This is a genomic window from Pseudomonas sp. URIL14HWK12:I6, assembly GCF_000514195.1.
Lineage (GTDB): Bacteria > Pseudomonadota > Gammaproteobacteria > Pseudomonadales > Pseudomonadaceae > Aquipseudomonas > Aquipseudomonas putida_A.
This window is the reverse complement of the sequence record NZ_AZVL01000001.1, coordinates 715,174-727,547: the sequence shown is the minus strand read 5'-3', so window position 1 is coordinate 727,547 and position 12,374 is coordinate 715,174. Positions and strand designations below refer to the sequence as shown.

General features: G+C 60.7%; 10 protein-coding genes. 5 read left to right on the top strand and 5 right to left on the bottom strand.

Annotated features, from left to right (window positions below; translation table 11 throughout):
- Positions 1-54 precede the first annotated feature (54 nt).
- From pqqC to H043_RS0103300, 4 genes are read left to right on the top strand one after another with little or no spacing between them, the layout of a single operon-like run.
- Positions 55-807, top strand: coding sequence for a pyrroloquinoline-quinone synthase PqqC (gene pqqC, locus H043_RS0103315; protein ID WP_027610701.1), 753 nt, complete (start codon positions 55-57; stop codon positions 805-807).
- Positions 804-1,079 carry a pyrroloquinoline quinone biosynthesis peptide chaperone PqqD gene (gene pqqD, locus H043_RS0103310; protein WP_003228880.1) on the top strand — a complete coding sequence of 92 codons (276 nt, stop codon included), beginning with the start codon at positions 804-806 and terminating at the stop codon, positions 1,077-1,079. Before pqqC ends, pqqD begins: the two co-directional genes overlap by 4 nt.
- Positions 1,051-2,223, top strand: coding sequence for a pyrroloquinoline quinone biosynthesis protein PqqE (gene pqqE / locus H043_RS0103305; protein ID WP_027610700.1), 1,173 nt, complete (start codon positions 1,051-1,053; stop codon positions 2,221-2,223). The genes pqqD and pqqE overlap by 29 nt, the downstream gene beginning before the upstream one ends.
- The gene (locus H043_RS0103300; RefSeq protein WP_027610699.1) at positions 2,189-4,000 is read left to right on the top strand and encodes a S9 family peptidase; all 1,812 of its coding nucleotides are present in this window, start codon (positions 2,189-2,191) and stop codon (positions 3,998-4,000) included. Before pqqE ends, H043_RS0103300 begins: the two co-directional genes overlap by 35 nt.
- A gap of 133 nt (positions 4,001-4,133) precedes the next feature.
- Here the strand turns inward: H043_RS0103300 and H043_RS29560 are convergent, their stop codons facing one another.
- Complete coding sequence (locus H043_RS29560; RefSeq protein WP_003228885.1) at positions 4,134-4,292, bottom strand: YqaE/Pmp3 family membrane protein; 159 nt, start codon at positions 4,290-4,292, stop codon at positions 4,134-4,136.
- Between the two features lie 196 nt (positions 4,293-4,488).
- The gene (locus H043_RS0103290) at positions 4,489-5,772 is read right to left on the bottom strand and encodes an aspartate aminotransferase family protein (protein WP_027610698.1); all 1,284 of its coding nucleotides are present in this window, start codon (positions 5,770-5,772) and stop codon (positions 4,489-4,491) included.
- Between the two features lie 169 nt (positions 5,773-5,941).
- Between H043_RS0103290 and H043_RS0103285 the strand changes: the two genes are divergently transcribed.
- Entirely contained in the window at positions 5,942-6,871 is a 930-nt protein-coding gene (locus H043_RS0103285) for a LysR family transcriptional regulator (protein ID WP_027610697.1), read from the top strand.
- A gap of 227 nt (positions 6,872-7,098) precedes the next feature.
- Here H043_RS0103285 and H043_RS0103280 read toward each other — a convergent pair whose 3' ends face one another.
- The 3 genes from H043_RS0103280 to H043_RS0103270 form a co-directional block, all read right to left on the bottom strand.
- Positions 7,099-8,877 carry an acyl-CoA dehydrogenase C-terminal domain-containing protein gene (locus tag H043_RS0103280; protein WP_027610696.1) on the bottom strand — a complete coding sequence of 593 codons (1,779 nt, stop codon included), beginning with the start codon at positions 8,875-8,877 and terminating at the stop codon, positions 7,099-7,101.
- A gap of 189 nt (positions 8,878-9,066) precedes the next feature.
- Positions 9,067-10,356, bottom strand: a complete 1,290-nt coding sequence (locus tag H043_RS0103275) for a GGDEF domain-containing protein (RefSeq protein ID WP_027610695.1) — start codon at positions 10,354-10,356, stop codon at positions 9,067-9,069.
- Positions 10,357-10,549: 193 nt separating this feature from the next.
- Positions 10,550-12,355, bottom strand: a complete 1,806-nt coding sequence (locus H043_RS0103270) for a phenylacyl-CoA dehydrogenase (RefSeq protein WP_027610694.1) — start codon at positions 12,353-12,355, stop codon at positions 10,550-10,552.
- Positions 12,356-12,374: the final 19 nt, after the last annotated feature.

The window sequence follows — 12,374 nt, the reverse complement described above, 5'->3', positions numbered from 1 at the left end:
AAGAGGCCAGTGCAAACAGAAAAGATTTCTAGGGTTGTTCCCCGGAGAACCGCAATGACCGACACCCCGCTGTCCCCCGCCGAATTCGAAGCGGCCCTGCGCGCCAAAGGCGCCTACTACCACATCTACCACCCGTATCACGTGGCGATGTACGAAGGCCGTGCCACCCGCGAGCAGATTCAGGGCTGGGTCGCCAACCGCTTCTACTATCAGGTGAACATCCCCCTGAAAGACGCGGCGATCCTCGCCAATTGCCCGGATCGCGAGATTCGCCGGGAGTGGATTCAACGCCTGCTCGACCACGATGGCGCCCCCGGTGAAGACGGCGGGATCGAGGCCTGGCTGCGTCTCGGTCAGGCGGTCGGCCTCGACCCGGATCAACTGCGCTCCCAGGAACTGGTGCTGCCCGGCGTGCGTTTCGCCGTCGATGCCTACGTCAATTTCGCTCGCCGCGCCAGTTGGCAGGAAGCCGCCAGCAGTTCGTTGACCGAGCTGTTCGCGCCGCAGATCCACCAGTCGCGCCTCGACAGCTGGCCGCGGCATTACCCATGGATCGACCCGGCCGGTTACGAATATTTCCGCACTCGCCTCGGTCAGGCGCGGCGCGATGTCGAGCATGGTCTGGCGATCACGCTCGAGCACTACAAGACCCGCGAGGGTCAGGAGCGCATGCTGGAAATTCTCCAGTTCAAACTGGACATTCTTTGGAGCATGCTCGATGCCATGAGCATGGCTTACGAACTGAACCGCCCGCCGTATCACAGCGTCACCGAGCAGCGGGTCTGGCACAAAGGAATCACCCTATGAGTTTTGATCGCAGCAAGATCCCGACCTGGCGTCCCGGCTACCGTTTCCAGTACGAACCGGCGCAAAAAGGTCATGTGCTGCTCTACCCCGAGGGCATGATCAAGCTCAACGACAGCGCCGCGCTGATCGGCGGTTTGATCGACGGTGAACGCGATGTCGCGGCGATCATCGCCAAACTCGACGAGCAGTTTCCCGGCGTGCCCGAGCTCGGTGAAGACATCGAGCAATTCATGGAGGTTGCCCGTGCGCAGCACTGGATCGAACTTGCCTGAGGCATCGGTGCAAGTACCGCCAAAACCTGAAGTCGGCCTGCCGCTGTGGTTGCTCGCCGAGCTGACCTACCGTTGCCCGCTGCAATGCCCGTACTGCTCCAATCCGCTGGATTTCGCCGAGCAGGGCAAAGAGCTGAGCACCGAGCAGTGGATCAAGGTCTTCCGCGAAGCGCGGGAGATGGGCGCGGCGCAACTGGGCTTTTCCGGTGGCGAACCGCTGGTGCGTCAGGACCTCGCCGAACTGATCCGTGAAGCGCGACAGTTGGGTTTCTACACCAACCTGATCACTTCCGGCATCGGTCTGACCGAGCAGAAGATCAGTGACTTCAAGAAGGCCGGCCTCGATCACATCCAGATCAGTTTCCAGGCCAGCGACGAGCAAGTGAACAACCTGCTCGCCGGCTCGAAAAAAGCCTTCGCGCAGAAACTGGAAATGGCTCGCGCGGTGAAGGCCCACGGCTATCCGATGGTGCTGAACTTCGTCACCCACCGACACAACATCGACAAGATCGACCGCATCATCGAGCTATGTATCGCGCTCGAAGCCGACTTCGTCGAACTCGCCACCTGCCAGTTCTACGGCTGGGCCCAGCTCAACCGTGTCGGCCTGTTGCCGACCAAAGAGCAACTGGTGCGCGCCGAACGCATCACCAACGAATACCGCGTCAAACTGGAAGCCGAAGGGCATCCGTGCAAGCTGATTTTCGTCACCCCGGACTACTACGAAGAACGCCCGAAAGCCTGCATGAACGGCTGGGGCAGTATTTTTCTGACGGTGACTCCGGACGGTACTGCCCTGCCCTGTCATGGTGCCCGACAGCTGCCGGTACAATTTCCCAATGTGCGCGACCACAGCATGCAGCACATCTGGTACGACTCGTTCGGCTTCAACCGCTTTCGCGGTTACGACTGGATGCCCGAGCCATGCCGCTCCTGCGACGAGAAGGAACAGGATTTCGGCGGCTGCCGCTGTCAGGCGTTCATGCTCACGGGGGACGCGAGCAATGCCGACCCTGTGTGCAGCAAGTCCGACCATCACGGCGTGATTCTCAAGGCCCGCGAAGAAGCCGAGACCGCCACTCAGACCATCGAACAACTGGCCTTCCGTAATGAACGAAACTCACGCCTCATCGCCAAGGGCTGAGCCTTTCAGCGCCGCCCAGGCTGTCGCCGCCGGAATGGATTTCGCCGAACTGCAACTCGGTGCCCACGGTTTGTTCTGGAATGAATATCGCCCCGAAGATGCTGCGTGCCGGATCTGGCACTGGCGAGACGGCGCGGCGAAATGTCTGACGCCGGATGGCTTCAGCGTGCGCAGCCGGGTGTACGAATATGGCGGTGGCGCGCTTTGTCTGACGCCGGACGAGGTGGTTTTCGTCAATGAGGCGGATCAGCAGCTGTATCGGCAGACGCTGGACGGCGCGCCTGAGGCGCTGACTTCAGGCGAGTGTCGTTATGGCGATCTGCATTTTGCTTTCGGCCAAGTGCTGGCGGTCGAGGAACTGCGCGACCAGCATCGGCTGGTAGCGATTGATCTGGCCGACGGCACCCGGCATTTGCTGGCTGAAGGTGCGGATTTTTATGCAGCACCGGTGACCAGCCCGGACGGTTCGCGATTGGCCTGGATCGAGTGGAGTCGGCCGCATCAGCCTTGGACATCCACGCGATTGATGGTGGCCGAGCGTCTGGCTGAGGGTGGCTTTGGCGCACCGTATTGCGTGGCGGGGGCTGACCTTGAAGAGTCGATCCAGCAACCGCGGTTCGACGCGAAAGGACGCTTGTTATGCCTGACTGATCGCGGCGGTTTCTGGCAGCCGTGGGGCGAAACGTCCGACGGTTTGCAGCGACTGTCCTGCGCCGAGGCCGATCATGCGCCCGCCCCGTGGCAAATGGGTGGCTGCACCTGGTTGCCGGTGGGCGATTCGTTTCTGGCGAGCTGGAGCGAAGGCGGTTTTGGTCGCCTGGCGCTCGACGGCGAAGACTTCACCGGCGACTACAGCCGCTTCCGCCATCTGGCGCTGGATCAGCAATTTATCTATTGCATCGCCGCTTCGCCGATCAGCCCTTCTGCGGTGATCGCCATTGATCGCGCTACCCGCGAAGTGAATGTGCTGGCTGGCGGTGTGGCGCCTTTGCCGGCGGAGTGCATCAGCCGTCCGCAGACCTTGCGCTACCCGAGCGGCAGCGGTGAGGCTCACGGATTTTTCTATCCGGCGATGAACGACGAAGCCCAGCCGCCGCTGGTGGTATTCATCCACGGCGGTCCGACCTCAGCCTGCTACCCGATGCTCGACCCGCGCATTCAGTACTGGACGCAGCGTGGTTTCGCCGTCGCCGACCTCAACTATCGCGGCAGCAGCGGTTACGGTCGCGAATATCGTCAGGCGTTGCATCTGAGTTGGGGTGAGGTGGATGTCGAGGACGCCTGCGCAGTGGTGGCATATCTGGCCGAGCAAGGTCTGATCGACGGCGAGCGCGCGTTTATCCGCGGCGGCAGCGCCGGGGGTTACACCACGTTATGCGCGTTGGCGTTTCAGCAGGTGTTCCGCGCGGGCGCCAGCCTCTATGGCGTCAGCGACCCGGTGGCACTCGCCCGGGCGACCCACAAGTTTGAAGGTGATTATCTCGACTGGCTGATCGGCGATCCCGAACAGGATGCCGAACGCTACGCCGCCCGCACGCCGCTACTGCATGCGAGCAACATCCGTGTGCCGGTGATTTTCTTCCAGGGTGAACTGGATGCGGTGGTGGTGCCGCAACAGACCCGCGACATGGTCGCGGCGCTGGAGCAAAACGGCATCCCGGTCGAGGCGCATTACTACGCCGACGAACGCCATGGTTTCCGTCGCGCCGCCAATCAGGCGCATGCGCTGGAGCAGGAGTGGCGGTTTTATCGGCGGGTGATGGGGTTGGCGGACTGATCACCGCCCCAATTCAAAATAGCGTCGTCCCATTCGCGAGCAGGCTCGCTCCCACATTGGATCTGTGTTGTGCACAAAATCCCCTGTGGGAGCGAGCCTGCTCGCGAAAGCTATCTATCAGGTGCCGCTGAACTCAGCGCTTGGCGATGATGTACACCGCATGCACGATCCCCGGGATATAGCCGCACAGCGTCAGCAGAATGTTCAGCCAGAACGCCCCGCCGAACCCGACCTGCAGAAACACACCCAGTGGCGGCAACAGAATAGCGATGATGATACGAATGAAGTCCATGGGTCAGCTCCTGAATGGGGGTTGGCTCACATGAGCCATACAAGCTAATCGACCTGCGCAGTTCTTCAGGGTTCAGTGCAAACGCCATTTGATCGCCACCATCGGGCACAAAAAAACGCCCCACGCCAAAAGAATCAGGCGTGGGGCGTGCGTTATACCGCGAGACGGTTCTTCAAATTGGGCAGCAAACTTCAGCTCAGACGGCAATCCCTTTGCGGCATTGCAGTTGCGCGGTACGCACTCGCGAGAAGGCGCGGGCCAGGCGCAGGAGCATTTCGTCGATGTTGGCCTTGCTGACGCTGAGTGCCGGGGTGAAACGCAGGCAGTTGGCTTGCGGCGCGTTGAGCAGCAGGCCTTCATGCAAGGCGGCTTTGACTACGGCATCGGCGGAATCCTCTGACAGGCTCAATCCCCAGAACAGACCTTGACCACGCAGTTCGCCATGCCCGTAGCGGTGTGCCAATCGAGCTAGACCTTCGCGCAGGTGCTGGCCGAGGTCTTTGACCTGCTCGAGAAATACCCGATCCTGCACGCTATCAAGCACCACCAGACCGGCCGCTGTCATCAGCGCATTGCCGTGATGAGTACCGCCCAGTTCACCGGCGTCAAAACAGCAGGCCTTGCCACGGGCCAACAACGCCGCCAGAGGAACACCGCCGCCGAGGCCTTTGCCGAGCACAACGATATCGGCGCGCACGCCGTAGGACTGTTCGGCGAGCAATGTGCCGCAGCGCCCGATGCCGGTCTGCACTTCGTCGAGGATCAGCAAAATGCCCAATTCTCGGCACAGACGCTCGACGCCTTTGAGGTAATGCTCGGTGGCCGGAATCACCCCGGCATCGCTCTGGATCGGTTCGAGCATGATCGCCACGGTTTGCGCATCGACAGCCGCATGCAGCGCCGGCAAATCGTTGAACGGCACCAGATCGAAACCCGGCAGCAACGGCGCGAAGCGGTTGTGCAGATTGCAACTGTCCGAGGCGGAAATCGTCGCCAGGCTGCGGCCATGGCAACCCTGCTTCGCGACGATGATCCGCGAGGCGCCGCCGCGATTCAGTTGCCCCCATTTGCGCGCCAGTTTGATCGCCGCTTCACAGGCCTCGCTGCCGCTATTGAGCAGGTAAGCCTGATCGCTGGAAGTGCTGGCGCACAGGCGCTCGGCAAGGCTGAGCACGCCGCGGTTGTGCAGATTGAAACCGGGATTGATCAACGCCTGGGCCTGACTGGCGATGGCCTTGACCAGCGCCGAAGGGCTGTGGCCGAGGCTGTTGGCGCCGCCGGCCTGGGAGAAGTCGAGATAAGCGCGGTCGTTGCTGTCCCACAACCAGGAGCCCTGGCCGCGCACGAAGACCTGCGCCGGTCGCTCGACGCTGGGCATCAGTCGCTCGGCATTCAGGCTATCGCCTGCCTGGGGTGGACCGGCCTCGAAAGCGAGGTCATCGAGACTCGGCGCCTGACGCCGCAAACTGAACAGATTCATTGCAAAAAACCTCGCTTGAGGTTTTTTGAACCGCCTATGCAAACCCTATCGAAGCAAACGCTATTCATCGCGCTCTCTGGCCCTGTAAGCCTTGTGATTGCGGTTAGACTAGGCTCACTGACGGCTTCGGGCCATTTCGATTTACCAGCATTTTCGATAAGTATTACTTATGGATTTCAAACAACTGCGTTATTTCGTCGCGGTCTACGAAGAGGGCCATGTCGGTCGGGCCGCCGAACGCCTGTCGATTTCGCAACCGGCGCTGTCGCAGCAGATTCGTCAGCTCGAACAGAACCTCGACGTCACGCTGTTCGAACGCAGCAGCAAACGCCTGTTGCCGACCCTTGCCGCGCACACGCTGTACAACCACGCCGTGCCGCTGCTCGACGGTTTGCAGCGGGCGCGGGAAGCGCTGGGCAACTTCAAGGGGCAGGCCTTGCGCACGCTGGCGATCGGCGTACTGCAAACAGTGCACACCAGCCTCGTGCCGCAAATGCTCGAACGGGTGCGCAAGGCGCAGCCGCATCTTGTGGTGCAGATCTATGAACTGACGGGGCTGGAGATCGAGCGCCGTTTGCTCAACGGCTCACTGGACATCGGCATCAGCTACCTGCCGCCGCGCCAACCGGGGCTGCATGGCGTGATGTTGTATGAAGATGAGCTGACGCTGGTCATCCCGGCGGATCACCCGCTGCGTGAATTCAAGAAGGTCTCGATGCGGCAGGCAGCGGAATTGCCGATGTTGCTGCTGGGCGAAGAGTTTCAGATCCGGCAGATCTGGCAGGCGCAACTGACCAGCCTGGGTCGGCGCCCGCAAGTGCAGGCCGAGCTGAACAATATGCTGGGGATTCTCGACAGTCTGCCGCACACCAAGCTGGCAACGGTGCTGCCCGGGCGTTCACAGAAGGAATACGACGAGCAGGATCTGTTGTGGAAGCCGTTGAGCGAACCACGGGTGCCGCTGAAGGTTGGGCTGGTGTGCCGCGATGTGCAACGCCAGCAGGCGTCTTTGACCTTGCTGCGCACATTGCTGGAAGAAGTGATTCAGCGTGAAGACAAACCGTTGAAAGCCGCACCGCCACTGGATCCGCTGGCCTGAAAACTTTTCTTCAGGCAAAAGAAAACCCCGCCGAAGCGGGGCTTTGCAGACTGTTTCCCTGACATCCATTTCACTCCGCCACCCTGGCAGAATCCTACGTGTCCGTGTTGTTGCTTTGCGCTTCCTGCGCGACGTCCATGAGTTGTAGATTAGCTGTGGATCCAATCTACGCCTATGGGAGAACAGCAGCACGTCATGTAAGAGAATGCTTACATGACGTTACATCATCAGAACTGCTCAGCATTCAGCAGGAACAGCGACTCGCTACCCGCCTTCACCGACGCGCTCAACGAGTGGATACGCGGCAGCAGACGGGCGAAATAGAACCGTGCGGTGCCCAGCTTGCTGGCGTAGAAATCGTCCTGCGCTTCTTTGCCCAGTGCGGCTTTCGCCATCAGTGCCCACATGTAGGCATAGGCGGTGTAGCCGAACGCTTGCAAATATTCGACCGAGGCCGCGCCGATTTCGTTCGGATTGGTTTTCGCCCGATCCAGCAGCCACGCCGTCAGCTCGTCGAGGGTGCTGACGGCATCGTTCAGCGGCTTGGTGAATTCGCCGAGGTCAGCGCTGGCGGTCGCGGTGAAGTGGCGGATCTCGTCGGCGAACAGCTTGTAGAACGCGCCACCGCTACCGACGATCTTGCGCCCGACCAGGTCCAGCGCCTGAATGCCGTTGGTGCCTTCGTAGATCTGGGTGATGCGCACGTCACGCACCAGTTGCTCCTGCCCCCACTCGCGAATGTAACCGTGGCCGCCGAAAATCTGCTGGCCGTGGACGGTGGTTTCCAGGCCCAGGTCGGTGAGGAATGCCTTGGCCACCGGAGTCAGCAGCGCGACCAGATCTTCTGCGCGCTTGCGGGTGGTCGCGTCTTCGCTGAACTTGGCGGTGTCGAGTTGCATCGCCACATAAGTGGAGAAGGCGCGACCGCCCTCGTTCGAGGCTTTCATGGTCAGCAGCATGCGACGCACGTCCGGGTGAACGATGATCGGGTCGGCAACCTTGTCCTTGTTCTGCGCGCCGGTCGGCGAACGGCTTTGCAGACGATCACGAGCGTATTCAACGGCGTTCTGATAGGAACGCTCGCCGCTGGCCAGGCCTTGAATACCGACGCCCAGGCGCTCGTAGTTCATCATGGTGAACATCGCCGCCAGGCCCTTGTTCGGCTCGCCGACCAGATAGCCCACAGCTTCATCGAAGTTCATCACGCAGGTCGCGGACGCCTGGATGCCCATCTTGTGTTCGATCGAACCACAGTTCGCCGGGTTGCGCGCGCCCAGGCTGCCATCGGCATTGACCATGAACTTCGGCACCAGGAACAGCGAAATGCCTTTCGGGCCAGCAGGTGCGTCCGGCAGTTTCGCCAGCACCAGGTGGATGATGTTCTCGGTCAGGTCGTGCTCACCGCCGGTGATGAAGATCTTGGTGCCGCTGACCTTGTAGGAACCGTCGGCCTGCGGTTCGGCCTTGGTGCGGATGATGCCCAGGTCGGTGCCGGCGTGCGGCTCGGTCAAGCACATGGAACCGGCCCAGATGCCGGCGTACATGTTCGGCAGGTAGGCGGCCTTCAGCTCTTCGCTGGCGTGGGCGTTGATCGACAGGCAGGCGCCGGCGGTCAGCATCGGGTACAGGCCGAACGACAGACTGGCGGAGTTGACCATCTCTTCGACCTGCGCCGAGACAGCCTTGGGCATGCCCATGCCGCCGTAGGCCGGATCGCCACCGACACCGACCCAGCCGCCTTCAGCGTAAGTCTGATAGGCCTGTGGGAAACCGGCCGGGGTGCTGACGGCACCGTCCTTCCAGTGGCAGCCTTCTTCGTCGGCCGCACGGCTCAGTGGCGCGATGCTTTTGCTGGTGACCTTGCCGGCTTCTTCGAGAATGGCTTCTACGGTTTCTGCATCGACAGTCTCGGCCAAGGCCGGCAGTTCGGCCCAGAGTTTGGCGACTTCGAATACTTCATTGAGGACGAAGCGCATATCGCGCAGCGGCGCTTTGTAGTCAGCCATGGCAAACCTCGCAAGATCTAAACAGGTGATTCGTGGAAGAGTGTTTTCGTTGAGGCCGAGTGTACCTCAACAACTTTTGCGACACATAGGGTCAACCGGTGACTGATTTGTTATTTTTGGTCACCAGCATTCAGAGATAAAAGAAAGCCCGCAATCAGCGGGCTTTTGAGTGATAACGTGCGGCTTGAGTCAGCCAGCAGCGCTGTCCATCCGCACCGCGCCGCGACGGTTCTGTCCGAACGCCATGACGCAGTTACGCCCGGCGCCCTTGGCACTGTATAACGCCTGGTCGGCGGACTTGAGGACTTCTTCCGGCGTCCGTTGCTCGACGCGCTCGGCGACGCCGATACTGACCGTGACCGACACACTGGAAGCACCGCTGCCGCTACGACGCTGACGACCTTGCTGATCGTCCTGCGGACGGTTCTCCTGATTGCGCAACTGGATGTTATAGGAGGCAATCGACTCGCGAATCACCTCCAGATGCGGCATGCACTCCTCGAGGGTTTTGCCCGCAAACACCAAGGCGAATTCCTCACCACCATAGCGATATGCCCTACCGCCACCGCTGATTTTCGACAGCTTGCTGGCGACCAGTCGCAACACTTGATCACCGACATCGTGACCGTGGGTGTCGTTGAATTTCTTGAAGTGATCGACGTCGCTCATCGCCAGCACATAGTTGCGGCCCAGACGCTGCATTCGCTCATTGAGCGCGCGCCGCCCCGGCAGACCGGTGAGTTCATCGCGGAAGGCCATTTGATAGGCCTCATGCGCCACGGCAGCGGCAATCATCAGCATCACCTGACTGCACATGATGTTCAGGGTGAACGGCAGGATGAAAGTTTTCGGCAGCATCCAGAACACCCCGAGCAACCCGACCAGCTGTGCCGCGTGCAGCGGGCGCGGATTGCGCCAGTATTGCCAGGCCAACAGCAGGAACGCCGAAAGAAACACCGGATAGGACATCTGGATCAGGCTCATCCAGGCGCCGTGGAGCGCCGGCCAGCGGATTTCCGAGAGCCACATCAGCAGCGCCTGCGGATAACTTTGTTCAAGCCCCAGAGCAACACTGCCAAAGGCCAGCAACACGGCGAAGCGCGCGACCATGTCCTGAAACAGATGGGTACGTTCCTGCCACGCCGCGAACAGCCCGAACAGCAACGGCAACAGCAGACAGACCAGGTGAAACACCACGGCGGCGTCTTCGCGCACCTTGCCATTGTCGCGGTAATAGTCGGTCTGGGTGTCGAGCAAGAAGTAGGCGATGTACACCGTGAGCATCAGAAACAGCTCGCGCTGACGTCGGTAAACCGCACAGTAAGCGCCGCCCAACAGCAGAACCAGGGTCGGCAACACGTTGAACAGCGAAGTGAAGAACACGTTGAGGTCTTTGACGTACGCAGCCGCCAACCCCGCGAGCAACAACAGCAGTGAAGGTAGGAAATGGCTGAAACGTACAGCGGAAGAACGCGGCAAGGGTAAAGCTCCGACCCGTCATATCAAAGAGATGGCATTGTGCCTGCAATGTGGCCAGTTAAGCACACACAATGTGATCCAGATCACACGCAGTCTCTTTAACGGCAGAAAACCCGGGTTTCTGAGCGATTCAGCAACAAAAAAACCGCTGCCCCCCGAGGGAGCAGCGGTTTTCGTCAGACCGCGTTGAGGCTTAGTAGCCCAGGGCGAAGTCTTCTTCTTTCATGTCCATCAGGTTGTTGGCGCCCGACAGCATGGTGGCCACGTGGGTACGGGTACGTGGCAGGATTCGCTGGAAGTAGAAGCGCGCGGTTTGCAGCTTGGCGGTGTAGAACGCAGCGTCGCCGGTGCCTTCTGCCAGCTTCTCGGCTGCCAGACGTGCCATGTCGGCCCAGAAGTAGGCCAGGCAGGCGTAACCGGAATACATCAGGTAGTCCACGGAGGCCGCGCCGACTTCTTCGCGATCTTTCATGGCAGCCATACCGACCTTCATGGTCAGCTCGCCCCATTCCTTGTTCAGTGCAGCCAGCGGTGCAACGAACTCTTTGACGGCTTCGTTGCCTTCGTTGTTCTGGCAGAACTTGTGGACGATCTTGGTGAAGCCCTTCAGGGCCTCGCCTTGAGTCATCAGCACTTTACGGCCCAGCAGGTCGAGTGCCTGGATGCCGGTGGTGCCTTCGTACAGCATCGAAATGCGGCTGTCGCGAACGTTCTGCTCCATGCCCCACTCGGCGATGAAGCCGTGGCCACCGTAGATCTGCACGCCGTGGTTGGCGGCTTCGAAACCGACTTCGGTCATGAACGCCTTGGCGATCGGCGTCATGAACGCCAGCAGTGCGTCGGCCTTCTTCTTCTCTTCTTCGTCGACGCCGTATTTGACGATGTCGACCTGTTTGGCGGTGAAGTACACCATCGCACGGTTGCCTTCGGCGAAGGCCTTCATGGTCAGCAGCATGCGACGTACGTCAGGGTGCACGATGATCGGGTCAGCGGCCTTGTCCGGCGCTTTCGGGCCAGTCAGGGAGCGCATTTGCAGACGATCGCGAGCGTATTTCAGGCCACCCTGGAAGCCGATCTCGGCGTGGGCCAGACCTTGCAGCGCGGTACCCAGACGTGCGGTGTTCATGAAGGTGAACATGCAGTTCAAGCCTTTGTTCGCCGGGCCGATCAGGAAACCGGTGGCACCGTCGAAGTTCATCACGCAAGTGGCGTTGCCGTGGATGCCCATCTTGTGTTCCAGCGAACCGCAGCTCACTGCGTTGCGCGCACCGAGGGTGCCATCGGCGTTCGGCAGGAATTTTGGAACGATGAACAGGGAAATGCCTTTGGTGCCAGCCGGAGCGTCCGGCAGGCGGGCCAGTACGATGTGGACGATGTTGTCGGCCATGTCGTGTTCACCGGCCGAGATGAAGATCTTGGTCCCGGAAACCTTGTAGGAACCATCGGCCTGAGGTTCGGCCTTGGTGCGCAGCATGCCCAGGTCGGTGCCGCAGTGCGGTTCGGTCAGGCACATGGTGCCGGTCCATTCGCCGGAAACCAGTTTGGTCAAATAGGCTTCTTGCTGCTCAGGGGTACCGTGCTCGGAGATGGTGTTCATCGCGCCGTGGGACAGGCCTGGGTACATGCCCCACGACCAGTTGGCTTCACCGACCATTTCGCTCACAGCCAGACCCAACGACTCCGGCAGACCTTGACCGCCGTGCTCGACGTCGTGCGCCAGGCTTGGCCAGCCGCCTTCGACGAATTGCTTGTAGGCTTCTTTGAAGCCCGTCGGGGTTTTCACACCGGACTCGCTCCAGGTGCAGCCTTCGAGGTCGCCCACACGGTTCAGCGGTGCCAGTACCTGCTCACAAAACTTGGCGCCTTCTTCAAGAATGGCGTCAACCATGTCCGGCGTTGCTTCGGAGCAAGCTGGAAGGCTCTGATAGTGCGCTTCGTAGCCGAGCAGTTCGTCACGAACGAAGCGAATATCACGCAAGGGGGCCTTGTAGTCAGGCATAGCGATAAACCTCTGCTGA

Coding starts and splice junctions, on each gene's coding strand:
- pqqC (WP_027610701.1), top strand. CDS start 55: ATGACCGACACCCCGCTGTCCCCCGCCGAATTCGAAGCGGCCCTGCGC.
- pqqD (WP_003228880.1), top strand. CDS start 804: ATGAGTTTTGATCGCAGCAAGATCCCGACCTGGCGTCCCGGCTACCGT.
- H043_RS0103300 (WP_027610699.1), top strand. CDS start 2,189: ATGAACGAAACTCACGCCTCATCGCCAAGGGCTGAGCCTTTCAGCGCC.
- H043_RS29560 (WP_003228885.1), bottom strand. CDS start 4,292: ATGGACTTCATTCGTATCATCATCGCTATTCTGTTGCCGCCACTGGGT.
- H043_RS0103290 (WP_027610698.1), bottom strand. CDS start 5,772: ATGAATCTGTTCAGTTTGCGGCGTCAGGCGCCGAGTCTCGATGACCTC.
- H043_RS0103285 (WP_027610697.1), top strand. CDS start 5,942: ATGGATTTCAAACAACTGCGTTATTTCGTCGCGGTCTACGAAGAGGGC.
- H043_RS0103280 (WP_027610696.1), bottom strand. CDS start 8,877: ATGGCTGACTACAAAGCGCCGCTGCGCGATATGCGCTTCGTCCTCAAT.
- H043_RS0103270 (WP_027610694.1), bottom strand. CDS start 12,355: ATGCCTGACTACAAGGCCCCCTTGCGTGATATTCGCTTCGTTCGTGAC.